Below are 26,470 nucleotides of genomic sequence, written 5' to 3'. Positions count from 1 at the left end.
AGGAGTATTTTGATGGAAGTTATAGAAATTACACACCCAATAAAATCAACACAATTCGTAAATGAAAATATTGCTTTAGCTATTGGATTTTTTGATGGTATACATTTAGGTCATCAAAAAGTACTTCAAAAAATGATGGAAGTAGCTAAAGATCAACATTTGAAGAAAGCGGTCATGACATTTGACCCACATCCTTCAGTGGTGTTGAATCCTGAGAAGAAACGAACGACATATTTAACGCCTATAGCTGATAAAGTAGAAGCGATTGAAAAGTTAGGCGTAGACTATTGTTTCGTCGTAAACTTTTCTTCAACATTTGCAAATGTTTCTGCGGATGATTTTATAAATCAATATTTTATACAAAATCATGTGAAAGCAGTTATTGCAGGATACGATTTTAGCTTTGGTAAATACGGAAAAGGGAATATGTCTTCTCTTCAAGAGCATGATTATCCTTTCAGCGTACATGTTGTTTCGAAACAAACATTGCAAGATGATGATAAAATATCTACTACTGATATAAGAGCTTCATTAGAACTTGGAGAAATTGAAGCTTGTAATTTAGCATTAGGTAGACCTTACGTTATTAAAGGTATGGTCGTACAAGGCGAAAAAAGAGGTAGAACAATCGGATTTCCAACAGCTAATGTTGAACCGGTAGATGAATACGTACTACCTAGAAAAGGTGTTTACGCTGTAACATTGCTCATCAAATCTCGTGATAAAACGTATAACGGTGTTTGTAACGTTGGCGTTAAACCGACATTCCATGATCCATCTGTTTCTCAAATTAGCATTGAAGTAAATATATTTGATTTTGAGGAAAGTATTTATGGAGAACGTGTCGAAGTATATTGGCATCACTTTATTAGACCAGAACAAAAGTTTGATGGAATTGATGCGCTCGTTAGTCAAATAACAAAAGATAAAGAAGAAGCGAAAGCATTATTATCACTTGAAAGATAGTGTGGTTTTATGTATAATGGCTTGAGTGCCTAATCCTTGGCTAATCGACACTCCGACGATGCGCTCAGGTTTATGGTGAATACAATTATAGGAGGAAATTGACTATGGCAATTTCACAAGAGAAAAAAAACGAACTAATCGAACAATACCGCGTACACGAAACTGATACTGGTTCTTCAGAAGTACAAATCGCAGTTTTAACAGCAGAAATTACTGCTTTAAACGAACATTTACGTACTCATAAAAAAGACCATCATTCACGTCGTGGATTATTAAAAATGGTTGGTCGTCGTAAACATTTATTAACATATTTACGTGATAATGATGTTCAACGTTACCGTGATTTAATCAAATCACTTGGCTTACGTCGCTAATCACAATATCAATCGAAGGGAATCGATCAGATTTCTTTCGATTTTTTTATAAATAAATATAAAAAATAAGTATAAAATGGTATGATATAAGAGATTAATTGTATGAGAGGAGATTCATAAATGTCTCAAGAGAAAAAAGTCTTTAAGACAGAATGGGCAGGCAGTCCATTAATAATTGAAACGGGCCAATTAGCAAAACAAGCTAATGGTGCAGTATTAGTAAGATATGGGGATACAGTTGTATTATCAACAGCAACTGCATCTAAAGAACCTAGAAACGTAGACTTTTTCCCATTAATGGTAAATTATGAAGAAAAAATGTATGCAGCAGGTAAAATACCTGGTGGATTTAATAAACGTGAAGGTAGACCGGGTGAGGATGCTACTTTAACAAGTCGATTAATTGATAGACCAATTAGACCACTATTTCCTAAAGGTTATAGAAATGATGTTCAAGTCATTTCAATTGTAATGAGTGTCGATCAAAATTGTTCTCCAGAAATGGCAGCAATGATTGGTTCATCAATGGCTTTATCTGTTTCTGACATACCATTCGAAAGACCTATTGCAGGAGTGAATGTAGGATTAGTAGATGGTGAATTTGTCATCAATCCAAATGTTGAAGAAAAAGCAGTTTCTCAATTGGATTTACAAGTAGCAGGACATAAAGATGCTATTAACATGGTTGAAGCGGGCGCTAAAGAAGTAACTGAAGAAACGATGTTAAATGCGATTTTATTTGGTCATAAAGAAATTCAGAGACTAGTTGAATTCCAAGAAGCAATTATTGAAGAAATACAACCTGTAAAATCAGAATTTATACCAGTTGAAATCGAATCTTCATTTGAAGAAGCTGTTCGTGCGAAAGCAGAAGCTTTAGATATTAATTCAGCAATTAGAACAGAAGAAAAACAACAACGTGATATTAATATTACGGCTGTTAAAGCAGAAGTTCTTAATGCTTTCGATAATGAAGAAGATCCTGAGAATGCAGAAGTTCTTAAAACTGTAAGTAAAATTTTAGATACACTTGTTAAAGACGAAGTACGTCGTTTAATAACTGAAGATAAAGTTAGACCAGATGGCCGTAAACCAGAAGAAATTAGACCTTTAGCATCAGAAGTTGGTTTATTACCAAGAGCACACGGTTCAGGTTTATTTACACGCGGACAAACTCAAGCATTTTCAGTTGCTACGCTTGGTGCTCTAGGAGAACATCAAATTATTGATGGGCTTGGTACAGAAGATCAGAAACGTTACATGCACCATTATAATTTCCCTAACTTCTCAGTTGGTGAAACAGGTCCAGTAAGAGGACCAGGCCGTCGTGAAATTGGACACGGTGCATTGGGTGAACGTGCTTTATTAGAAGTAATGCCAGATGAAAAAGAATTCCCTTATACAATAAGAGTTGTTTCTGAAGTGTTAGAATCAAATGGTTCTTCTTCACAAGCATCAATTTGTGGGTCTACATTAGCATTAATGGATGCTGGTGTTCCTATTAAAGCGCCAGTTGCTGGTATTGCAATGGGCTTAATCACTAAAGATGATAACTATACGATTTTATCTGATATTCAAGGTATGGAAGATGCTTTAGGTGATATGGACTTTAAAGTTGCAGGTACTGAAAAAGGTATTACAGCTATTCAAATGGATATCAAAATTGACGGTTTAAGTGAACAAATTTTAAGAGAATCACTTGAACAAGCTAGAATTGGTAGATTATATATCTTAAACCACATGCTAGAAACGTTAAGTGAACCAAGAGAACAATTAAGTCAATATGCTCCTAAGATTGAAATTATGCATATTAAAGCAGCGAAAATTAGAGATGTTATCGGACCTGGTGGTAAAAAAATCAATGAAATCATTGATGAAACAGGTGTTAAATTAGACATTGAACAAGACGGAACAGTATTTATTGGTTCTAAAGATAAAGAAATGATTGATCGTGCTCGTAAAATTATCGAAGATATTGTACGAGAAGCTGAAGTTGATGCTATATATATGGGTACAGTTAAACGTATCGAGAAATTCGGTGCATTTGTTGAAATATTCCCTGGTAAAGACGCGCTTGTTCACATCTCTCAATTCTCAAATGAAAGAGTCAATAAAGTTGAAGATGTAGCGAAAATTGGTGATCAATTCTTAGTTAAAGTGACTGAAATTGACCGCCAAGGACGTGTAAATGCTTCGCGCAAAGTATTATTAAATGAAGAAAATGAACAAAAATAGTATTATAATTAAATAAATGGTTTAAATAGGGACATTGAGATGTCCCTATTTTTATTATGAGGTGGATAGCATGGTAGAATTAAAAAAATTAGAAAATGGTACAACTTTAATATTTGAGGATGTGCCAAGTAGTGAGACAATCAGCATAGGTGTATACGTAAAGACTGGCACAGCAAACGAAGGCGATTACCCAGAAGGTATTGCGCATTTTATAGAGCATATGCTGTTTAAAGGTAGTAAACATTATACTAGACAACAACTATCAACGGAATTTGATAAAATAGGCGGTTACAACAATGCATATACAACAAAAATGTATACATGTTATTTCTGTAAAACGTTGAAAAGATTTGAAAAGAAAGCAACAGATTTATTATTAGATATGGTCAAAAGACCGTTGTTTTTAGAAGAAGAAATTGTGCGTGAGAAAAAAGTCATCCTTGAAGAAATTAAAATGATCGATGATACACCAGAAGAATGGTTAATGGATAAATTAGAAAATGAAATTTATAAAGATCAACCATTAGGTAGAATGATTCTTGGTTCACCGCAAAGTGTGAATGAAATTGATAGAGCTACATTAGTTGATTTTCATGAAAAATATTATCAAAGTAATCGTTTGATTGTTTCTGTTGCTGGAGCATACAGTGAATCGTTAAAAGAAGAAATTATTGAACAATTAACAGATGAACAAAGTATTTCCATAGATGAAGAACAACCTAATATGCATTTTGTTGAGAAGAAAGAAACTTATTATAAAAATGAACTTGAACAGACTCACTTTATGAGAAGTTATGCAGCTCCTAGTTATAATGACGAACATTACTATGCAACGAATATTTTAAATACAATTTTAGGAGAAACAATGAGTTCTAAATTGTTCCAAGTTCTTAGAGAAGAACATGGTCTTTGTTATAATGTGTACTCAGACTTCCAAAGTTTTCACAACGATGGTTTACTGACAATATATGTTGCTACAGATAAAGAGAATGTCGATGCTTCAAGTGCGTTAATTACAGAGGTTTTAAAAACTTTACTTAATGATGGCATTACACAAGAAGAATTAGATGATGCGAAAAGTCATATTATCACAAGCTTTTTAATGGCGTCAGAATCAAATCAAAATAAAATGACGAGAAATGCACGTTCAATCATGTTTCATAATGAACTGATTTCAAATGAGAAGTTCGAAAAAGCAATCAATCAAATACAGTTAAAAGATATAAAAGAAGCTACAAAAATATTACTTGAAGCGCCATATTCTGAATTCATACTTACGGAGAAATAATATATATCTTAATAAGATAAATAATATTGCCCTCCTTTATTTTAATTATGTATAAGTCTGTTGTATGTGCTTGTATAAACGATTATATAAATGGTATGATTAAATAAATATATTATGGACGGGATTACATTTAGGAGGAACAATTTTGAGTTTAATAAAAAAGAAAAATGATAAAATTCGTATCATACCACTCGGTGGTGTTGGAGAAATAGCAAAAAATATGTATATCGTTGAAGTGGATGAAGAAATGTTCATGTTAGACGCTGGATTAATGTTTCCAGAAGACGAAATGCTTGGCGTAGACGTTGTTATACCGGATATACAATATGTTATTGAAAATAAAGAGAAACTTAAAGGAATCTTTTTATCACATGGACATGAAGATTCAATAGGAGCAGTTAGCTATATTCTTGAAAAGCTAGATGCACCAGTATATGGTTCAAGATTAACAATTGCTTTAGTTAAAGATCATATGAAAACTAGAAAAATAAATAAAAAAGTACGTTATTATACAGTAAATAAAGATTCAGTAATGAGATTTAAAAATGTTAATGTAACGTTCTTTAATACAACACATTCAATTCCAGATAGTTTAGGTGTATGTATACATACATCTTACGGCTCAATCGTATATACTGGTGAATTTAAATTTGACCAAAGTTTACAAGGTGCATATGCGCCCGATATCGCTAAAATGACGCAAATCGGTCAAAATGGTGTATTTGCGCTTATTAGTGATTCGACAGAAGCCGAAAAACCAGGATATAATGTTCCGGAAAATGTTATCGAAAGTCATATGGTAGATGAATTTGCTAAAGCGAATGGTCGAATTATTGTATCTTGCTATGCATCAAACTTCATTCGTATACAACAAGTGTTAAATGCAGCACATAAATTAAATCGTAAAGTATCTTTCTTAGGACGTTCACTGGAAAGTTCATTTAATGTTGCACGTAAGTTGGGATATTTTAATATTCCAGAAAATTTATTAGTTCCTGTACATGATATTAGTAAATATCCTAAGAACGAAATGATCATCATTGCAACAGGTATGCAAGGTGAGCCTATCGAAGCTCTTGGACAAATGGCTCAACAAAGACATCCAATTTTAAATATTTTAGAAGGCGATAATGTTTATATTTCTACAACTACGTCTGCAAATATGGAAGTAATTATTGGTCAAACTTTAAATGAGCTTGTTAGAGCTGGCGCACATATTATGCCTAATAATAAAAAGACACATGCATCAAGTCACGGTTGTATGGAAGAACTTAAATTGATGCTTAATTTAATGAAACCTGAGTACTTTATTCCTGTACAAGGTGAATTTAAAATGCAAATTGCACATGCGAAATTGGCTGCTGAAACAGGCGTGGATCCTGAAAAGATTTTCTTACTTGAAAAAGGTGATGTTGTTAACTTTGATGGTACAAAAATGCTTGCTAATGAAAAAGTAACAGCAGGGAATGTTTTAATAGATGGAATAGGCGTTGGAGATGTTGGTAATATCGTCTTAAGAGATAGACATTTATTAGCTGAAGATGGCATATTTATAGCTGTTGTTACATTAGATCCTAAGAATAGAAAAATTGTTGGGGGACCTGAAATTCAATCACGTGGATTTGTTTATGTAAGAGAAAGTGAAGAACTATTAAATGATGCTTCAGAAAAAGTACGTGAAATTGTTGAAGAAGGTTTACTTCAAAAGAAAATTGAATGGTCTGAAATGAAACAAAATATGCGTGATAAACTCGGCAAATATCTATATGAACAAACGAAACGTCGCCCGATGATTATTCCAATTATTTCTGAAATCTAATGGATTGTTTTATGGAAGATTTTTAACAGTCAAATAAGCCCATGAGTGGGCTTATTTTTTGCATTAAAGATAAGGAGGCTATTTCAAATGGTACAAAAGAAGAAGCCAGCAACACGTAAAACAAAAACAACACGTGGTAAGAAAAAACAAAAAGATCATACTTTAAAATACGTCATTCAAGTCATTGTGTTGTTTCTATTAGTGTTAGGTGTTTTTCAATTAGGGTTTATAGGATTAATGATAGATAGCTTCTTTCATTTTATATTCGGTTACGCTAAGTACTTCACTTATATACTCATTGCAATAATTTCAATGTTAATAACTGTAAACGGTAAATTGAAATTCACAAGAAGAATAAATGGACTGTTTATTTTCCAAGTTGCGCTCTTATTTGTTATGCAATTTATTTTATATTTTAAAGATAAATCTTTTGATACATTTAAAACGACTATAAGTGAAACATATTCTAGTTTAGAAAGAAATGCATTTTACTTTAATGGTGGAGGATACATAGGTTACTATGCTTTTAACATCATCAGCAAACTAATATCTGTCTTCGGTTACAGTTTATTAACATTGCTTATATTGTTTTCTAGTGTGATTTTAATTTTGAAAAAGAGACATCGTGATATTACAAAATCAGCTTTCGATGTTGCACAGAGCAAGACGAAATCTAAAATGACGCATATAGAAAAGAAACGTGAAGAAAAAGCAAGAACAAAACAGCTAGAAAAAGAACAACGTCAAAAAGAACAACAAAAAGAAGCGCCAAAAGAACAACCAAAAGATGTGTCACATTTAAAAGAAATAGAACCTGCGAAGGAAGTTTCAAATGTTGAAACAGAATCGGTAAATGAAGAGATACCAATTTTTGAATCACAAGAAAAATTAGCAGCTAAAAGAAAACAACAACCAACACAATCAACACAAAATACTGAAACAGTAGAAAATGAGATCAATGAGTCTACAATTGATGAAACTGAGAATTTAAATTATAAATTACCATCAATAGATATCTTAAATGACCCACCACAATCTCAGTCTGTTTCTAAAAAAACGGTTCAAGAAAAAGGTAAGTTATTAGAAGCAACTTTAAAAAACTTTAATGTAGATGCTAAAGTGACTCAAATTAGAATTGGCCCAGCTGTAACACAATACGAAGTTCAACCAGCACAAGGTGTAAAAGTTAATAAAATTGTGAATTTAAGCAATGATATCGCGCTTAATTTAGCAGCTAAAGATATCAGAATAGAAGCTCCTATCCCTGGTAAATCAGCGGTAGGTATTGAAGTACCGAATGAGCATATTTCTACGGTTACTTTAAAAGAAGTATTAAGTGAAGCTAAACCTACAAAAAACAAACTGGAAGTTGCGTTAGGTAGAGATATCTCTGGTGAACCTATCACTGCAGAATTAAATAAATTGCCACATTTACTTGTAGCCGGTGCAACGGGTAGTGGTAAATCAGTTTGTATTAACGGAATTATTACGAGTATTTTAATGAATGCGAAACCGCATGAAGTGAAGCTTATGCTTATTGATCCTAAAATGGTTGAATTAAATGTATATAATGGTGTGCCACATTTATTAACGCCAGTTGTGACCAATCCACAAAAGGCGAATCAAGCATTACAAAAAGTAGTATCAGAGATGGAAAAAAGATATGACTTATTCCAACATGTTGGTGCAAGAAATATTGAAGGATATAACCAATTTATTGAACGTACGAATCAAGAAATGGAAGAAAAGCAAGCACAATTACCGTATATCGTCGTTATTGTTGATGAACTTGCAGATTTAATGATGGTTGCTGGTAAAGATGTGGAATCTTCAATTATGAGAATTGCACAGTTAGCTAGAGCGGCAGGTATACATTTAATTATTGCAACACAGAGACCTTCAGTCGATGTTATTACGGGTAGTATTAAAGCGAATATACCATCCAGAATTGCATTTGCAGTAAGTTCTGCTACAGATTCTAGAACGATTTTAGATGGTGGTGGAGCTGAAAAACTACTTGGTAGAGGTGATATGTTATTTTTATCAAGAGATTCTTCTAAACCAACGAGAATTCAAGGTGCATTCCTTTCTGATGGTGAAGTAGAAACAGTCGTTCAACACGTAATTGGAGAACAAACTGTCAACTACATTAAAGAAATGGAACCTGATGAACCTACTGAAGCGAGCGAAATGGAAAGTGAAGATGCATTGTATAATGAAGCATATTTATTTATTGTCGAAGAACAAAAAGCAAGTGCGAGTTTGTTACAAAGAAGATTTAGAATAGGTTATAATAGGGCATCTAGGTTAATGGATGACTTGGAAAGTAATGGTGTTATTGGACCTCAGTCAGGTAGTAAACCTAGACAAGTATTGGTTGATATTTATCAAGACGAATAGGGGGATATTATGTCTACAAATGCAACTACAAATTTTGTGAAGAACTGGATATTAGATCAAATTCAATCAGGTGAACTTAATCCTGGTGATACGATTCCTAATGAGTTCGAAATCAAAAAAATGTTGAACATAAATTATAATGAGATTGAAAATGCTATACATGAACTTGTAACTGAGCAAATTTTATCTCAAAAATCTGGAGGCGTAACGGTTGTTAAACCTAAACAACCATACTATTATCCTTTAGATGAATTAGTGAGTATTACTAACATGATAGAAAAAAATGGAGAAGTTGCGGGCACTGAATTTATCAGTTTGGATGAAGAAGTGGCAACATCTAAAGATATAGAAGTTCTTAATTTAGAAAAAGATTCATTAATATCTGTAATTGAAAGACTAAGAACTGCAGATGGAGAACCTGTCGTATATTGTTTGGACAAAATTGCGACTGATTTATTTGCATGTAGTGATTATCGTTCAAATTCGTCAATATTATCTGCAATAGAGAGTAAAGTAGAATTTAAAATAACACATGCAAACACTTCTATGGAATCTATTAGCTATGAGCCATATATTAGTGAAATACTTAATTCTGATCCGGACGATGCGATGATGTTATTAACGCAAATTCATTATAATGAACATGGTACGCCTGTACTTTATTCTTTAAATTATTTCAAAAGTAGTCTTGTAAAGTTTCGAATTAAAAGAAATAGGATATAATAAATATATTGAGAGAAACAAAGTAACAAATGTTGCTTTGTTTCTCTATATACATATAAGAGAGGGGTCCAAGATGATTACGACAGAACATATACAATTAGCATCAAACGACGTTTATGTAATACCAACAAACAAATTTAAAACAACTACAATTGTTTTTAAATTTGTGGCACCGTTAAATAGTGCTACGATTACATCTAGGTCAATTTTAAGTAAGTTAATAACAAGAGTGACCAAAAAGTATCAATCAGATAGAGAAATGAATAATTTACTCGCTGATTTATATGGTGCGCATTTATTTAGTTATGTGAACAAGCAAGCTAATAACCACATTATGACAATTGGGATTGAAATTGTGAATGAAAAATATTTAAAAAGTGAATTACCACTATTTGAAAAAGCGATTCAATTGTTACACGAAGTGATATTTAATCCTTTAATTGAAAATGATAAGTTTAATGAAAAATTTACGAAACAAGAAAAATCACTTTTACATAAAAAATTAACAGCTATAGAAGATAATAAATCTCAACGTGCATTTATTCAGTTCATGAACCATATGTTTGAAGATGAACCATATAAATATTTAGCTTCTGGTCGTTTAGAAGATATTGAACAAGTGACGCCAGAAACATTAGTCGATACATATCATGATTTACTTCATGGAAATGCGATTTCCACATATATAATAGGAAATGTTAATTTAGATGAAGTTAAAAACTTATGCAATGAGTACTTTAACTTTGAATATAATAGTCATCTAGAAATTGAATCTTCATCTTTTAAAAATATAGAAAAAGTAAAAGAAATAGTAGACTACACTAAAATTGATCAAGCTAAATTAAGTATAGGTTATAGATTTCCTATTACATTCCATTCTAAAGAGTATTATTCATTCTTAGTATTGAATATGCTATTTGGTGGAGATGCTTCTTCAATTTTATTTAGTGAAGTAAGAGAAAAACAAAGTTTAGCTTATTCGATTCATTCTCAAATTGATCCAAGAAATGGTTTTTTATATATTGTAGGTGGCATTGCTAAAGATAAAGTACAACAAGCTCAAGATACAATATTAACGATATATAAAGATTTAGAAGACGGAAACTTTGATGAACAAAAATTAGTGTTAGCCAAAAAAGTACTGACATCTAATGCGAGAGAAATGTTTGATAAGCAGCGACAAATGATTGATTTATTACATACACATGCACGTTATCAATCCGTATATAATTACGATGATTGGATAAAGGAAATAGAATCCATTACTATGGACGATATTAAGAATATTGCACGACTTGGACAATTGGATACTATATATATACTGACTGAAGGTGAAAATCATGAGTAATCAATATTATGAACAGATTGATGAAACAGTATTTGAAGAAACTTTAGATAATGGCTTAAAAGTGGTTGTTATACCTAAAGCAGGATTTTCTAAAACATATGTTACTTATACAACTAACTTTGGTTCATTAGACCATACATTTAAACCACATGGTAAAGACAATTATGTAACTGTTCCAGACGGCGTAGCACATTTTTTAGAGCACAAACTTTTTGAAAAAGAAGAAGGCGATGTGTTTACGAGTTTTGCTGAAAATGATGCACAAGTTAATGCTTTTACAACTTTTGATAGAACAAGTTATTTATTCAGTGCAACAGGGAATGTGAATGACAATATTTTACGACTGCTTAATATGATAGAAAGTCCATATTTCACTGAGAAGACGGTGGAAAAAGAAAAAGGGATTATAGCTGAAGAAATAAAAATGTACCAAGAACAACCAAATTACAAACTGATGTTTCAAACATTAGGCGCGTTATATCATAATCATCCGGTACAAGTAGATATCGCAGGTTCGGTGGATAGCATTTATAACATTACAGCTGAAGATTTATATTTATCTTATGAAACATTTTATCATCCCGCTAATATGGTATTAATCATTGTTGGTGATGTGACACCAGAAGATACGATTGAATTAGTACGTGAGCATGAAGCTAAAAGAAACATGAAAGAAATGCCACCTATTAAGAGACAACTTATTGATGAACCAACATCAGTGCATCGTTCTTACGTTGAAACAAAGATGGATATTGTACAAGAAAAGTCTATGATTGCATTTAAATTTGAACCTAACACAATTTCAGATAAAATGAGAGTTAAAAATGATATGGAAATGATGATTGCATTAGATTTAATGCTTGGAGAGCAAACAGACTTTTATCAAACACTTCTTGAAGAAGATGTAATCGACGATACTTTCGGATATCAATTTGCTAATGAGATGACTTATAGTTATTTAATTCTTGCAGTTACAACTAATCATCATGAAACATTTAAAGAAGCGATATTTAATGAACTGAAACAACATATTCATGAAGGATTTAATTATGATGAGTTAGAAAGAGTTAGAAAACAAACATTAGGAGAAATTATTTCGAGTTTGAATTCACCTGAATATATTGCAAATCAATATACGAAGTTTTATTTTGAAGGTGTTGAATTGTTTGAACTTGTTGATATTTTAGAATCCATAACCGTAGATAGTGTACAACAAACATTAAAATCATTAATTGATTTTAATCATACTGTTGAAAGTCGTTTGGTGAAACAAAATGGCTAGAACACTTATACTAGGTGGAAGCGGAGATATCGGGCTTTCAATAGTGGATGAATGTTTATCACTCGGTAACGAAGTCATATTGCATTATAATAAGTCAGACTTAACTTTACTTAAACAAAGATATGAAGGTCAACCCGTCAGTTTTCTGCAATTTGATTTAACAAAAAGACACGATATAAATAGTCTGGATTCTGTTGGGAATATTGATCATTTAATTTATGTGGCTGGTCAATCTTCATTCGGTGCGATTCAAGATTTTTCTGATAAAGAAATTGATGCACAATACAATATAAATGTCTTTTCTTTAATTAAGGTAGTACAATTATTTGTAGATAGATTGCGAAAAAGTGAGCATGGCAGAATTATTGTTGTATCTTCTATATGGGGAGAAACAGGTGCAAGTTATGAAACGATATATTCGACTATGAAAGCAGCACAAATAGGCTTTGTTAAGTCATTAGCAAAAGAATTGGCATTAACATCCATTACAGTTAATGCTATAAGTCCAGGCGTTGTTCATGGTAAAATGACAGATGAACTTGATGCAGTTACACAAACGCAATTAAAAGAAGAAATACCACAAGGTCGATTTGTTACGACAGAAGAGATTGGTGGGACAGTAGCTTATTTACTAAAACCACTTTCTCAAAGCATAACAGGCCAAGTTCTTCGTGTTAACGGAGGATGGTACATTTAATATTGGGGTGGATATTATGGAAGAAGTTATTAAAAGAGAATGGTACTTAGAATATGATATACAAGTTAATAGAGCAGGTTTGTTAGGGGATATATCTAGTCTATTAGGTATTTTAGGTATTAATATCATTACAATTAATGGTGTGGATCAAGGTCGTAGAGGTTTGCTCATTAAGACAGATGATATGAACAAAGTTAAACGCTTCGAAAATATCGTGAAAGAAATTGATGATATTACCATAAAGAAACTGCGTACACCTGGGTTAAGAGATAGATTAGCAGTTAGGCACGGTCGGTATATTAAACGTGATGTTGATGATAAAAAGACGTTTAGATTTGAAAGAAATGATTTAGGTTTATTAGTTGATTTCATGGCAGAATTATTTAAAGAAAATCGTCATAAATTAATTGGTGTACGTGGTATGCCAAGAGTTGGTAAAACAGAGTCAGTAGTAGCAGCTAGTGTGTGTGCTCATAAAAAATGGCTATTTATCAGTTCGACACTTATTAAACAAACTGTAAGAAGTTCGCTACTAAAAGGTGAATATGGAGATGAGAATGTCTATATTATTGATGGTGCTGTAACATCTAAGCAAACTGATGAAAAGCATAAACAATTAGTTCGAGAAGTTATGAGCTTGCCAACAATTAAAGTCGTAGAACATCCTGACTTATTTGTACAACGCTCTGAATACAGTCTTGAAGATTTTGATTATATTATTGAATTAAGAGAAACTGAAGATCAAGAGATTACATATGAACAATTAAATAAAAATGATTTGTTTACAAATGACAACATGGCATTTGGAGATGGATTTGGTTTCTTTGAATAAATTGTTTGAGGTGAATATATTTTGAAATATATTGGGGAAACATTAAGAAATAAAAGAGAACAGTTAGGTATGACATTAGTTGAACTAGAAGAAAAGACAAAAATACAAAGACCATTTTTAGTGATGATTGAAAAAAATGATTTTGAAAATTTACCAAACCCTGATTATACAAGAGGTTTTATTACTAAATATGCATCAGCAATTAATGTGAGTCCTGCAGAATTAATCGATAAACACCAAAGTGAATTGCCTAAAACACCACCTTCTGCTAAAGAAGCTTTTCGTTTATTAACACAAGAGAAACGAAGTCAAACGGAAATCTCTGAGAATAAAATGGTTGCTAAGCTCATCACTCAAATGGTCACATTCTTCGGGTTGTGCCTTATTGGTTGGATATTATTAATAATTATCATTTAATTATATAAGCGATTGATTTATAATAGTATTATTATGTGCTTGTATGAAAAGAAGGAGAAAGTATATGAATATTCCTAATCAGTTAACGGTATTACGCGTTATTTTAATACCTGTTTTTGTATTATTTTTACTTGTTGATTTTAACATGGGACAAATGAGCTTTTTGTTCGGACAAGAAATGCGTGTTGAACAATTTATAGCTGGCATTATCTTTATTTTAGCATCTGTTACAGATTGGTTAGATGGCTACTTAGCTAGAAAATGGGAACTTGTAACAAATATGGGAAAATTTTTAGACCCATTAGCGGATAAATTACTAGTAGCTAGTGCATTAATTGCATTAGTAGAACTTGATAAAGTATCTTCTGTTATCGCAATCATCATTATAGCGAGAGAGTTTGCTGTAACTGGTTTGAGATTGTTGCAAATAGAACAAGGTTTTGTAAGTGCGGCAGGTCAATTAGGTAAAATTAAAACAGCTGTTACAATGGTCGCAATTGTCTTTATTTTACTACAAGAACCTTTCTCTACTTTATGGCAAATTGATTTAGGGCAATGGCTAATGTATATTGCTACATTCTTTACAATTCTATCTGGAATAGAGTATTTTTATAACGGTAGAGATGTATTTAAAGGATCAAAATAATATTAACATTTAACCTACAACATTGAGTTTGTAGGTTTTTCTGTAGGAGGTATATTTATGAAAGTGAGCATTTTAAGCGTTGGTACTGAAATTTTATTAGGACAAATTGCGAATACGAACGCCCAATTTATTTCTAAAGTTTTAAATGGACTTGGTGCAAGTGTTATGAGGCATGTTGCAGTTGGCGATAATCCTGCAAGATTAGAAAAAACTTTTAAAGAAGAATTGGCAAACCATGATGTTGTCATTCTCACTGGTGGTTTAGGTCCAACTAAAGATGATTTAACGAAACAAACTGTTGCTCAAGTGCTGAATAAAGGTCTTGAAACGAATAAACAAGCTATGGATCATATAGAGCAATATTTTAAAAGAGAAAATCGAACTATGACGCCTAATAATAGACAACAAGCGCTTGTAATCGAAGGTAGTGAGGTATTAAATAATGATTTTGGTATGGCACCAGGTATGTATTTAGAGGTTGACGATAAAAAAGTTGTATTGTTACCAGGTCCTCCTAAAGAACTTCAGCCTATGGTTAATCAATATCTTGTACCATATTTCTTAAATGAGGAACGTGTTATCTTCTCTGAATCATTAAAATTTGTTGGTATTGGTGAATCGAGTTTAGAAACAGAATTGATGGATTTAATTGATCAACAAACAAATCCTACGATAGCGCCACTAGCAGGTCAACATGAGGTGTCTTTACGAATTACTGCAAATGCAAATACGAAGCAACAAGCGATTGAGTTAATAAAGCCAGTAAAAACAGAAATCTTAAATAGAATTGGTGAATATTATTATGGGAGTGATGATTTAACGATTGAGGAAGCTGTATTCAATGAATTAAATCAATCATTTGTCATATATGATGAAATTACTGATGGTATTTTGTATTCAAGATTTAAACTGAGTGAACATCATAAAGCATACTTAAAAGCATACATCATTAAAAATGATTGGTCTGATCGTGTGCTTAATATTTCTGAACAAGACTCAACTGAAGAAATAGCAAACAAGTTAAAAGAGGCATTTGAAGTTGATAGTATCATTGTTCTATCACAGAATGATAAAGGATCTACAGTTTATATATCACATATGCAAAAAAGTAAAATATTTATTTCGTCTTTAAGTCAATCATATGCTGGAAAACGCGATAGAATAAGTAATATAGCCCTTATTGAATATTTAAATCTTTTACGACAGGATTCATAATTTAATAAAATCGGTACCTATGTTCGCATATATTGAAAAAATGCGTGTAAAAACACGAACAAATATTCGCTTTATACTTGCAATTTAGCATGAAAACATATATAGTAATAATAGCTAATTAAACAAGTAAATTCATTTTATATATATAGGAGGTTATCGCGTGAACGACCGTCAGAAAGCACTCGATACAGTAATAAAGAATATGGAAAAATCCTTTGGTAAAGGGGCAGTAATGAAGCTAGGGGATAATACAAGTAGAGAAGTATCTGCAGTTTCAAGTGGTTCTATCACACTTGATAAAGCATTAGGTGTTGGTGGATATCCTAATGGACGTATTATAGAAATTTACGGACCAGAAAGTTCTGGTAAAACAACTGTAGCATTACATGCTATTGCTGAAGTACAACGACAAGGGGGTTTAGCTGCTTTCATTGATGCAGAACACGCATTAGATCCTGTTTATGCCAAGAACTTAGGTGTAGATATTGATAACCTATACTTATCACAGCCAGACCACGGAGAGCAAGGATTAGAAATCGCTGAAGCTTTTGTACGTAGTGGTGCTGTAGATATCGTAATCATCGACTCAGTTGCTGCATTAACACCTAAAGCTGAAATTGAAGGTGAAATGGGAGATACTCATGTTGGTTTACAAGCAAGATTAATGAGTCAAGCTTTACGTAAATTATCAGCAGCTATTTCTAAATCTAATACAACTGCTGTATTTATTAACCAAATTCGTGAAAAAGTTGGCGTAATGTTTGGTAATCCTGAAATAACACCAGGTGGACGTGCACTTAAATTCTATAGTTCTGTTCGTTTAGAAGTACGTCGTGCTGAACAATTGAAACAAGGACAAGAAATAGTAGGTAACCGCACTAAAATTAAAGTTGTTAAAAATAAAGTTGCACCTCCATTTAGAATTGCAGAAGTAGATATCATGTATGGTGAAGGTATTTCACGTGAAGGGGAATTAATCGACTTAGCCGTTGAGTTTGATATTGTCGATAAATCTGGTGCTTGGTATTCATACAATGGTGAGCGTATGGGTCAAGGTAAAGAAAATGTTAAAACGTATCTAAAAGAAAATCCAAAAATTACTGAAGAAATTGATGGTATTTTAAGAGACAAATTAGGCTTCAACGGTAAAAAGAAAGAAGAAGCTAAAAAAGACGATAAATCTAAAAAAGATGACAAAGCAGATAAGTCAGATAAAGAGCAAGAAACTTTATTAGATTAAATTGTAAATCTCTATAAATTGAAACATTCTATTAATCACTTTTTTAAAGTTGATTGATAGAATGTTTTTTTATGAAAGAGTAATAAAAATAAAGTTGATGTTCTTGACACTTGTACAAATTTAAACGTACAATTGAGTTGTATGATTCCATTGTTCCATTTAATCATATTTTTGTATATATAAGACGTATAACCTAGATAGAAGGAGGTGTTTATGTGGACTTATTAACCCTCTTACTCATTTTGCTAGGAGTTATTCTAGGTGTTGTTGTAGGATACTTTTTCGCACATAATAGCTTAACTAAAAAGCAAGATCAAGCCCGTCAGTCTGCTCACTATATAATAAGTGAGGCTAATAAAGAAGCTGAGAGCCTAAAGAAAGAAAAGTTGATTGAAGCGAAAGAAGAAAATCAACAAATTAGAGATCATCTTGATAGTGAAATTCGAGAGAGAAGAAGTGACCTACAAAAGCAAGAAGCAAGATTACTTCAAAAAGAAGAGAACTTAGAGCGCAAATCTGATCTTTTAGACAAAAAAGATGAAATTCTAGAAAACAAAGAAGCTAAAATTGAAGAGCGACAACAACAGGTAGATGCAAAAGAGAGTAATGTTCAAGACATAATAACGAAACATGAGCAAGAACTAGAACGCATCTCCGGACTAACACGTGATGAGGCTCGTAAAGAGCAATTTTCACAAGTTGAAGAAGAACTGTCACATGATATTGCTGTACTTGTAAAAGAAAAAGAACGTGAACTAAAAACAAATGTAGATAAGAAAGCAAAAGAACTGTTAGCTATTACTGTTCAAAGATTAGCTGCAGATCATACTTCTGAGTCAACGGTATCAGTTGTTAATCTCCCTAACGATGAAATGAAAGGTCGTATTATAGGTCGTGAAGGTCGAAATATACGTACTTTAGAAACATTGACAGGCGTAGATTTAATTATAGATGATACACCAGAAGCAGTTATTTTATCTGGATTTGATCCAATTCGTAGAGAAATCGCTAAGACAGCTTTAACTAATTTAGTATCTGATGGACGTATTCATCCAGGTAGAATTGAAGATATGGTTGAAAAAGCAAGAAGAGAAGTAGATGAACTGATGAGAGAATCAGGCGAACAAGCTACCTTTGAATTAGGTATTCATAACTTACATCCAGAATTGGTTAAAATTTTAGGACGCATGAAATATCGTACAAGTTATGGGCAAAGTGTACTGAAACACTCTATTGAAGTTGCACAACTTTCAGGAATGTTAGCAGCTGAACTAGGTGAAGACGTCACTTTAGCAAAACGCGCAGGTTTATTACATGATATTGGTAAAGCTATTGATCACGAAGTTGAAGGTAGCCATGTTGAAATAGGGGTAGAACTTGCAAAGAAATATCATGAACATGATACAGTCATAAATGCAATACACTCACATCATGGGGATGTAGATCCAACATCAGTTATTTCTATATTGGTAGCTGCAGCAGATGCATTAAGTGCTGCAAGACCAGGAGCTAGACGTGAAACGTTAGAAAACTATGTGAAACGTTTAGAAAGATTAGAAGAAATATCAGAAGGTTATCAAGGCGTAGAAAAAGCCTTTGCTATACAAGCAGGTAGAGAAATTAGAGTAATCGTTTCCCCTGAAGATATTGATGACTTGAAAGCACATAGGATAGCAAGAGATATCAAAGATCAAATAGAAGGCGAGTTACAATATCCAGGGCATATTAAAGTGACAGTTGTCCGGGAGATGAGAGCAACAGAATACGCAAAATAGTTGCTTTCAAATTCAAAACCCTTTAACCGTAATGGTTAGAGGGTCGTTTTTTTATGATTTAGTGGAACTCGGGGCAAACTCGGGGCCGATTGATTCAAAACCTTATTATATTTATGTTTTTTTCTCCTAATAATATAACGTAAGTTCGTTTTTAAATGGTAAAAAAAGCCGACCAGTATATTTAATGGTCAGCTAAATTTCAAAAATTTTATTGTGGATCTAAATTATAAATTGCTTTCGTTCCACTGAAATCAGCGAACGGACTAAATTCTAACTCAAGTTTATTTGGGTTACCTGTGATAGCGAAACCTGTTTTTCCTTGTATAGATCTTCCAGGAGATAAACCGTCCATTAATTCGTCAGTAACTGGATAACTCTCTAATTGTTTCCCATCAGCATAAGCTTTAACATCTGTACCAACAGGAATATCTTCATCCCCATTGTTTGTAAATTCCATATCTACAACTAATACTTTATCAGCTTCTACTTCTGCAAATTCATTTCTTTCGTCAGTATAAGAGGCATCTACTAATTTAAATTTAACATCTTTGATAGTAACATCGTCGCCAACTTTATATCTTTTTTCTGAAGTTTTTTTATTTTTCTTTTGTTCTTCCTTAGTTCCATTTATTTCTTCGTCTACACTACCTACAAAAATAGCGCTACACGATCCGAATATAATAGCTAGAATTATGAAGATTCCTAAACATCCTCCGCATCCCCATAACCATTTTTTCTTACTTTTTTTAGTAGGTAATTCATTTTGATTGTTAAATTCTTGATTTGTCATTTGTTTTCTCCTTATTTGTATAAAATATTTAATATTTTATTATTCTTCATAATCATCTGGATCATACTCATATCCATATTCTTCGGCATCTTTTTTTCTAATTTCTTCTTTTTCAGATTCTGACGCATTATTCCATTCAACTTGTCCGTTTACCCAATCTTCATGAGCTTCTTGTTCACTAGGAGTTCGGTATATGCCGTTATCTTCATAATCATAAGATTCTTCTTCATCGGTTTCTGGTACTTCATCATATATTGATTTTTCTTTACCACTTTCTACTCTTAATGAGCTTTCATAAGCAGCACTAGCTGGTCCTTCTAACACATTTCCTTGAGCAATAACACCATTAGATACTGCACTATTGTATGCTAGGATTTTTTGATATTCAGTATAATTTCCATATATTATTTCAGTTAAAGAATTTCGATCAGTGACATTGTTATAATCTATACTTTTATTTTTTATAGTTTCTTCATTGGTATTTATTTCTTCTGTTGACTGTTGTTCATTAGTTGTCACTTCTTCAGTAGTTTGTTCTTCTGTTTTCGGTTCTGATTTCTTAGCAGTATCTTTTTCTTTCTTCTTAGAATCTTCTTTCTTAACTTCTTTTTTTGTTTCTTTAGTATCTTCCTTAGATGATGTTTCTTCTTTTTGGCCACACGCACCTAATAATAGAGTTCCAGTTATTGTTGCTATTAAAAGTTTTTTCATTTATATATCTCCATTTTATTTAAATAAATTTTTGAATACTATCATTAAGGACTTCTTTGTGTTTTAAAATATCAATAGATGTTGCAAATTCTAAAGTAGTTTTATCATCATCGTTAATTATTAAATAATTTCTATTTTTTGTGAAGTAAATTCTTGTTAACCATTTTCTGATATTGTCGTCAATTAAAATGTTAAAATAACTTCTATTATCTCTATAATTAACTCTTTCCGTGTCAATTGAGTCAGATAAAATAACTTTAATAATTGCATATGCTTCCAACTCTTCTGGAGTAGTAACTATTAAATCTTCTTTTTTAATATTCTCGTTAGTCACTTCAACACTCTTAACTTCAATTTTATTATCTGAACTATTGTTTAATGCAGCGTTAAGTTTGTCAGTAACCTTTTCATTAACTAGTAAATTAAATGTATTTCTAACAGTCGGACTAAATCGATCAATAATAGTCTTTGTTTTTACACCTTCATATACTGAACTCAATATTACCTTCACAAACTCTTCAGAAGGGTTATCTAATTCTTGAGTTAGGTAAGTTTTAATTAAATTCACATATTTTAATTCATAAGCAGAGCTTGAAATGTTTTCAATATCAAATAATTCTTTTGTAAACTTATATATTTCCTTAACATGGTTGTCTTTTAAATTGAGTAAATCAAATACTAAAAATGGTTTTGAATCCATTTTATTTGGTTCTTCTAAATCAGTGAAAAATCTATATTCAATACCATTTGTTAAAATACCAAATTTAGATGTGCTCGTACCATAATATCTGAACAGTTGAGAATCGTGATTTGTTAACTTTTCATTTACCGACTTGCATTCAATTAAAATTGTGGGATTTCCACTATCCATAATAGCGTAGTCAACTTTTTCACCTTTTTTAATTCCAACATCTGCTATATATTCTGGTGTGAATTCTAGTGGATTAAAAACATCATATCCTAATTTTTGAAAGAAAGGTAAAATCAGTGCAGTTTTGGTTGCTTCCTCAGTACTAACCTTATCTTTCAAATTAACAATTCTTGTAGACAGTTCTTCAAGTTCTTTAGTAAATTTCTCCATTTTTATTCCCCTTTTAAATTATTTTTAAGAACGAATGCCTTTCTTATTATAAAAATTATATCTATACGGTTTATTAATTTAACACAATCTAAAATTTGTTTAAAAAAATATAAACTAACTGCAGGTCAGCTTATATACTTATATATTATTTCTTACCTTTAGCTCTTTTATCTTTTTCGATATAAAAATCTGCAAGATCTGATAATTCTCTCATAATTTCTTTTTTGCGTTCTTCTGGGAGTTCATCCCAACCTTCTTTATCAGAGAACATTAATACTTCTGCATCTTTTAATGAAAATTTTTCTTTATCATTTTCTTTTACATCTATTAATTCACTTAAATTAATATCAAACAAAGTGCTAAGCTTTTTTAAGTTATCTATATTAGGCTCATTTGTATTAGTTTGAGACTCATAACGTTGATAAGCTTGAGGAGTTATATTTAGATGGTCAGCTACGTCTTTTTGAGTCAGTTTTTTACTCTTTCTATAAAACCTTAATTTAGACGCTAAATCTTTATTAGGCATATTTTCAACTCCTAAAATAACATATATTACTATGTAATAAATATAAACTATTAGTTTAATTATAACAAACAACAAAAAGGTGTATATTTTTATCTAAATAAACAAAAAGTTGTATTATGTTATATATAACAACTATAAGTTGTAAAATAGGGAGGGGTGAACAAACCATTACTTTGTCTTCTGTAAAAGATATTAGAAAGAATTTAAACCTTAATCAAAAGGATATGTCAAAATTATTAGGTATAACAGGGCAATATTACAATATGATTGAGAATAATAAAAAACAACCATCTGTTGCCATAACTAAGAAAATAGGTTCAATAATTGATGTTGAGTGAAATTTTTTTTTAAAATTATAAAACAACTAATAGTTGTAAAGGGATATATGTTTTATTCAACTAACTTAATAATACGAAATAGCAGAGAACATAATAGACCAGTCAGTTCACAGTTTGCTTCCTACTAGAGCGTTTAAGAGCTAGAACGAGCGAAGATATGAGCCGCACTTAAATAATATCTAATAGTCATTGCGAGGACTAAGCGTTGTAATAGGGCGCCAACAAACGAAAAAGAAGATATCTATCGAATAAACATAAAAAGTTTGTTATTTGTAGCGAACAAATAGGAATATATTATGAGTACGCTAATACTTTGGAAAAAGATAATATTAATTTACTTAATAAATTAGAAGATCATATTAAATATCATCCTGATATATCACGTAATACAATTCCTGAACAGTTTGCTATTATAAACAATCTGTTTTCTGAGGATAGTTCTTAAATTATTAATCCTAATATAAATATAATAGGATATTAAAAAAGATTTTTTGTTACTGTTAGATGCTGCTGAATCAACTTCTAGTGATGGTCATACAATCATTTGGCACACATTTAATCCAGATAGCATTGATAAAGGTATTCAAAATGCATTGGCTAATACAGTAGGTGTGATTCGTGGTATTATAGGACGTGACAATTTAGGTAATCCGAGAGTCGCTTCACAATTAGGCTTGTCTTATAGATTAGTAGAACTAGGTTTCATCACAAGTAAAAAAGATATGGACTACATTAAAAATAACTTACAATCGTTCACTAAGGCAATTGCAGAAGACATTAACGGCGGGGAAATTGGTAATGATAAACTTAGGCCACAAGCTAAACCTAAACCAATGCCTAAGCCTAAACCAGTAAGCAAGCCGAAACTAAAACCAGTAGCAAAAACTAAATGGAATTGGAAAGGTCGATTTTATCCTAACGCGCCTAAAGATGGTATTGTTGTAAGAAAACAACCAGGATTAAAAGGTGCTACTGTAGGTCAAAACTCATAGTTTTTCACTAAGAAAGATTGGATTGATTTCGATCAAGTGATTAAGAAAGATGGCTATTGGTGGGTACGTTTCATATATCCGACTAATCCTAAAGCTGGTTACTTCTACGCACCAGTTTGTAAGATAACGGACAAGAACGAGAAGATGAAGAAAGAAAAATACTGGGGAACTATTAATTGGAAGTAACAATTAGGTAGAAACCCGTCACACAATTTAGTGTAATATATATACTGCTAGACTTGATTACCAAGTCACATACTATATTATAAAACCCTACTTAGTGGAAACTAGGTAGAGTTATTTTAATTTATGAAATTTTGTAAATATTTGTAAATTATATAGATTTTTGTCTATATTATGTATATAATAATTAAAGAATAAGGTTAACATAATATACATAAATTAAAATTATAAACATTTTCAAATTTATACAGAGGTGATTTTTATGTTACGAAAGTTAATTTTGATTAGTGTTTCATTTATTTTATTATTCAGCATTTTTGGTGTAATAAATAATGAAGTTGAAGCCACAGAGCAAGTAGAAGAGTTAGGTTTAGATGAGTTACCTATAGAAAGCCAACAATTCTTTATGGAAAATGGTTTTGATGAGAATGATTTATTTTACAAGACAGATTATGTAGAGAATGAAAGTACTGCTAGTAACGAAATTTCAACAAGAGCAAAAGGTGGAGTAAACGTAGTATCTATGGTAGGAGCATCTAAAAAAGTCTCTAGTACTAAAGGTAAAGTAGTTTTACATTTAACATCATTTAGAAAAAATTTTAAAAGTGCAAATGCTAGAGTAACTGGTGGAGGTAAAAAGTGGACTAAAACCAAAATTAAAGGTAGTGGTAAATCAATGGGAATTACAATACCTGTAAGTCATACAGGAAAGAAAAAATACTTTGGCTTCCGAGCTAATGTACAATACGTTACGACAGCTGGTGCAGGAAATGTGACAAGTTCTGCAGGGGGGCTTACACTTGGAAAATAAACGATATCTTGAATTTTATATAGATTGGTACTGTATGTTTTTTCATTTATATGATTATGAAGTGAATTTCGGTTCTGATTTATATGGCGATTTTAAAGAAGAGCTTCAAAACTATTTTAATAATGTACATTTGAATGGAAAACATACCACTTTTTTTGGTGTTAAAAAAGAAAAAGCAGAAGAACGAGTCGAGAGCATAAGTAATGATACAAATCATTGCTTAAATGAATTGTATCAGGCTTTAAAACATAAAAAGATATATGATTTATTATTTGATCCAGAAGAACATTTTATTGAATTCCAAAGTAATCAATCAAGCTATTGTAATAGAGTATTACATGATTTAGTAAATGATTATTTCAATAGCGAACCTTATTACCCTTACTCTGAGATACTGAATGTACCTGTAACAGATGCAGATAAGGAAATCATTGATATCTATAAAAAAGTTTTTGCAGGGATTGATGTAAAGACTTATCTCTCCATAGATGAACATACGAATAAAATATATGAGTTACATGTTACTCTAGATAAAGAGGAAGAAAGTTATGAAAAGATGAAAGCTTATGAAAAGAAACATAATGTAATATTATAAAAGACTGATTTATTAAATTATTTCATTACTTGCCCTGTCACTTTGTGTGATGGGGTTTTTTATGTGAAATATTAACCAAATAGTAGAAACTCGTCATTTAATAAGTATTATGAAGTATAAAGAAACGTTAACAGAATACGCAAAATAGTTCCTTTCAAATTCAAAACCCTTTAACCGTAATGGTTAGAGGGTTATTTTTTTGTTTTAGTGGAAATAATGAACTATCAAAAATATTTAATATCTTTAATAGTTTTATCTTCAATTATTTCTGTGATAAACTTTGACTCATTCGAACAAAAGTAGTTACATTTGAAAATGCTCAAAGATATTTGTAAAGAAAGTAGGATTTAAATTATGAAAAAGGATTGGAAAATTCATGAAGTTATATTAATTATTATTGCTATTTTATTAATATCATCTGTTATTTGTTCCTTTATAGGAGTTATTAGTTTGACTAATAATATTATCGGTGTATTCTTATTTACATTTTATATTATGATTGCATTTCTCTTTTATAAAGAGAATAAAGTGTTTTTGTTAATGTTTGTGTTTGTGGCAATAATTAGTTCGATTTCATTTTTTCTGTAGATTTAACATTCATATATATTTTTGAGTTTAATAGATATTATATAGAAAGACATATTAAACACAATATGAAACGACCCTACTTATTTATTGAGTGGGATGTTTTTATTTATATACATAGAAGTAAAATTTAAACTCAAAGACAATAAAAAACTCATATTTATTACAACTCAAGTTCCATCATAAAGCCATCATTCGTTATTTCAAACTTATTATTAGAATAGAATTTCGATGCTGATTCTCCACCAGTAATAAGAAAAATTTTATTTACATTTTCTCGTTTTATCTCACCTTTAACAAAGTTCATTAATTTTTTTCCGATTCCCAATCCTTGTTGATTAGGTATAACATTAAATTCATCAATACAAAATTGATTAAAGTTACTAAAATAATAGTCAATACGACCTATACACATCGCTATTATTTCACCTTCATTTTCGATAACATATCCTCTTGAATTAAAGCCACTCATTGTTGCTTCAATTCTAAGTAACGCTTCTTGTTCAGTCCATTTATTATGCCAAGGTGGACCTGCATATGCTAAAACTAAATTTTTAGCACAATTATTATAATCTTCAGCATGAATATTTCTAAACTTCAT

24 protein-coding genes and 1 pseudogene are annotated in these 26,470 nt (G+C 31.3%); 20 read left to right on the top strand and 5 right to left on the bottom strand.

The annotated features are described in order from the left end of the window. The first annotated feature begins 12 nt into the window (after nucleotides 1–12). The 16 genes from ribF (at nucleotide 13) to rny (ending at nucleotide 19,257) form a co-directional block, all read left to right on the top strand. On the top strand, nucleotides 13–966 hold the full coding sequence (gene ribF, locus PYW35_RS07820) for a riboflavin biosynthesis protein RibF (protein ID WP_103323536.1): 954 nt from the start codon (nucleotides 13–15) through the stop codon (nucleotides 964–966). Between the two features lie 104 nt (nucleotides 967–1,070). Continuing rightward, nucleotides 1,071–1,340, top strand: coding sequence for a 30S ribosomal protein S15 (rpsO, locus tag PYW35_RS07815; protein ID WP_016910790.1), 270 nt, complete (start codon nucleotides 1,071–1,073; stop codon nucleotides 1,338–1,340). A gap of 120 nt (nucleotides 1,341–1,460) precedes the next feature. After that, nucleotides 1,461–3,575 (top strand): polyribonucleotide nucleotidyltransferase, encoded by a 2,115-nt coding sequence (gene pnp, locus PYW35_RS07810; protein WP_016910791.1) that lies wholly within the window; start codon nucleotides 1,461–1,463, stop codon nucleotides 3,573–3,575. Nucleotides 3,576–3,645: 70 nt separating this feature from the next. Continuing rightward, a complete protein-coding gene (locus tag PYW35_RS07805) occupies nucleotides 3,646–4,863 on the top strand; it encodes a M16 family metallopeptidase (RefSeq protein WP_103323535.1) in 1,218 nt (405 codons plus the stop codon). Between the two features lie 145 nt (nucleotides 4,864–5,008). Further along, nucleotides 5,009–6,682: a ribonuclease J2 gene (gene rnjB / locus PYW35_RS07800; RefSeq protein ID WP_016910793.1), complete on the top strand. Its 1,674-nt coding sequence runs from the start codon at nucleotides 5,009–5,011 to the stop codon at nucleotides 6,680–6,682. Nucleotides 6,683–6,769: 87 nt separating this feature from the next. Continuing rightward, a complete protein-coding gene (locus tag PYW35_RS07795; protein ID WP_103323534.1) occupies nucleotides 6,770–9,082 on the top strand; it encodes a DNA translocase FtsK in 2,313 nt (770 codons plus the stop codon). Between the two features lie 9 nt (nucleotides 9,083–9,091). Next, on the top strand, nucleotides 9,092–9,805 hold the full coding sequence (locus PYW35_RS07790; protein WP_103323533.1) for a GntR family transcriptional regulator: 714 nt from the start codon (nucleotides 9,092–9,094) through the stop codon (nucleotides 9,803–9,805). A gap of 73 nt (nucleotides 9,806–9,878) precedes the next feature. Beyond that, nucleotides 9,879–11,153 carry an EF-P 5-aminopentanol modification-associated protein YfmF gene (yfmF, locus tag PYW35_RS07785; RefSeq protein WP_103323532.1) on the top strand — a complete coding sequence of 425 codons (1,275 nt, stop codon included), beginning with the start codon at nucleotides 9,879–9,881 and terminating at the stop codon, nucleotides 11,151–11,153. Next, a complete protein-coding gene (gene yfmH, locus PYW35_RS07780; protein WP_103323531.1) occupies nucleotides 11,146–12,435 on the top strand; it encodes an EF-P 5-aminopentanol modification-associated protein YfmH in 1,290 nt (429 codons plus the stop codon). Before yfmF ends, yfmH begins: the two co-directional genes overlap by 8 nt. Further along, nucleotides 12,428–13,132 carry an elongation factor P 5-aminopentanone reductase gene (gene ymfI / locus PYW35_RS07775; RefSeq protein ID WP_103323530.1) on the top strand — a complete coding sequence of 235 codons (705 nt, stop codon included), beginning with the start codon at nucleotides 12,428–12,430 and terminating at the stop codon, nucleotides 13,130–13,132. The genes yfmH and ymfI overlap by 8 nt, the downstream gene beginning before the upstream one ends. Before the next feature lie 16 nt (nucleotides 13,133–13,148). Then, a complete protein-coding gene (locus tag PYW35_RS07770; RefSeq protein WP_016910799.1) occupies nucleotides 13,149–13,964 on the top strand; it encodes a YmfK family protein in 816 nt (271 codons plus the stop codon). Between the two features lie 21 nt (nucleotides 13,965–13,985). Continuing rightward, the gene (locus PYW35_RS07765; RefSeq protein WP_016910800.1) at nucleotides 13,986–14,381 is read left to right on the top strand and encodes a helix-turn-helix domain-containing protein; all 396 of its coding nucleotides are present in this window, start codon (nucleotides 13,986–13,988) and stop codon (nucleotides 14,379–14,381) included. Between the two features lie 64 nt (nucleotides 14,382–14,445). Next, the gene (gene pgsA / locus PYW35_RS07760; protein ID WP_103323529.1) at nucleotides 14,446–15,027 is read left to right on the top strand and encodes a CDP-diacylglycerol--glycerol-3-phosphate 3-phosphatidyltransferase; all 582 of its coding nucleotides are present in this window, start codon (nucleotides 14,446–14,448) and stop codon (nucleotides 15,025–15,027) included. 57 nt (nucleotides 15,028–15,084) lie between these two features. Beyond that, nucleotides 15,085–16,242, top strand: a complete 1,158-nt coding sequence (locus tag PYW35_RS07755) for a CinA family nicotinamide mononucleotide deamidase-related protein (protein ID WP_103323528.1) — start codon at nucleotides 15,085–15,087, stop codon at nucleotides 16,240–16,242. A gap of 202 nt (nucleotides 16,243–16,444) precedes the next feature. After that, a complete protein-coding gene (gene recA / locus PYW35_RS07750) occupies nucleotides 16,445–17,482 on the top strand; it encodes a recombinase RecA (RefSeq protein ID WP_050997830.1) in 1,038 nt (345 codons plus the stop codon). A 215-nt stretch (nucleotides 17,483–17,697) separates the two neighbouring features. Continuing rightward, nucleotides 17,698–19,257 (top strand): ribonuclease Y, encoded by a 1,560-nt coding sequence (rny, locus tag PYW35_RS07745; RefSeq protein ID WP_016910804.1) that lies wholly within the window; start codon nucleotides 17,698–17,700, stop codon nucleotides 19,255–19,257. A gap of 208 nt (nucleotides 19,258–19,465) precedes the next feature. Here the strand turns inward: rny and PYW35_RS07740 are convergent, their stop codons facing one another. The 4 genes from PYW35_RS07740 to PYW35_RS07725 form a co-directional block, all read right to left on the bottom strand. Then, a complete protein-coding gene (locus tag PYW35_RS07740; protein ID WP_103323527.1) occupies nucleotides 19,466–20,047 on the bottom strand; it encodes a DUF5067 domain-containing protein in 582 nt (193 codons plus the stop codon). Nucleotides 20,048–20,086: 39 nt separating this feature from the next. After that, nucleotides 20,087–20,758: a hypothetical protein gene (locus tag PYW35_RS07735; RefSeq protein WP_103323526.1), complete on the bottom strand. Its 672-nt coding sequence runs from the start codon at nucleotides 20,756–20,758 to the stop codon at nucleotides 20,087–20,089. Between the two features lie 19 nt (nucleotides 20,759–20,777). Continuing rightward, complete coding sequence (locus PYW35_RS07730; RefSeq protein WP_413481914.1) at nucleotides 20,778–21,845, bottom strand: type I restriction endonuclease; 1,068 nt, start codon at nucleotides 21,843–21,845, stop codon at nucleotides 20,778–20,780. A gap of 139 nt (nucleotides 21,846–21,984) precedes the next feature. Beyond that, nucleotides 21,985–22,365 carry a helix-turn-helix domain-containing protein gene (locus PYW35_RS07725; RefSeq protein ID WP_103323666.1) on the bottom strand — a complete coding sequence of 127 codons (381 nt, stop codon included), beginning with the start codon at nucleotides 22,363–22,365 and terminating at the stop codon, nucleotides 21,985–21,987. A gap of 116 nt (nucleotides 22,366–22,481) precedes the next feature. Here PYW35_RS07725 and PYW35_RS07720 point away from each other — a divergent pair, with 116 nt between their 5' ends. The 4 genes and pseudogenes from PYW35_RS07720 (at nucleotide 22,482) to PYW35_RS07705 (ending at nucleotide 25,284) form a co-directional block, all read left to right on the top strand. Further along, on the top strand, nucleotides 22,482–22,703 hold the full coding sequence (locus PYW35_RS07720; RefSeq protein ID WP_204107828.1) for a helix-turn-helix transcriptional regulator: 222 nt from the start codon (nucleotides 22,482–22,484) through the stop codon (nucleotides 22,701–22,703). 722 nt (nucleotides 22,704–23,425) lie between these two features. Further along, nucleotides 23,426–23,881 (top strand): annotated as a pseudogene (locus tag PYW35_RS13320) (hypothetical protein). A 259-nt stretch (nucleotides 23,882–24,140) separates the two neighbouring features. Further along, nucleotides 24,141–24,689 carry a hypothetical protein gene (locus PYW35_RS07710; protein ID WP_103323625.1) on the top strand — a complete coding sequence of 183 codons (549 nt, stop codon included), beginning with the start codon at nucleotides 24,141–24,143 and terminating at the stop codon, nucleotides 24,687–24,689. Then, on the top strand, nucleotides 24,679–25,284 hold the full coding sequence (locus tag PYW35_RS07705; RefSeq protein WP_204107827.1) for a hypothetical protein: 606 nt from the start codon (nucleotides 24,679–24,681) through the stop codon (nucleotides 25,282–25,284). The genes PYW35_RS07710 and PYW35_RS07705 overlap by 11 nt, the downstream gene beginning before the upstream one ends. Before the next feature lie 748 nt (nucleotides 25,285–26,032). On the opposite strand, the gene PYW35_RS07700 is transcribed toward PYW35_RS07705, so the two are convergent. After that, on the bottom strand, nucleotides 26,033–26,470 hold the full coding sequence (locus PYW35_RS07700; RefSeq protein ID WP_103323626.1) for a GNAT family N-acetyltransferase: 438 nt from the start codon (nucleotides 26,468–26,470) through the stop codon (nucleotides 26,033–26,035).

It is taken from the genome of Mammaliicoccus vitulinus (assembly GCF_029024305.1).
GTDB classification, from domain to species: Bacteria; Bacillota; Bacilli; order Staphylococcales; family Staphylococcaceae; genus Mammaliicoccus; species Mammaliicoccus vitulinus.
The sequence above is the reverse complement of the archived record's forward strand: the minus strand, read 5'-3'. Positions and strand labels throughout refer to the sequence as shown.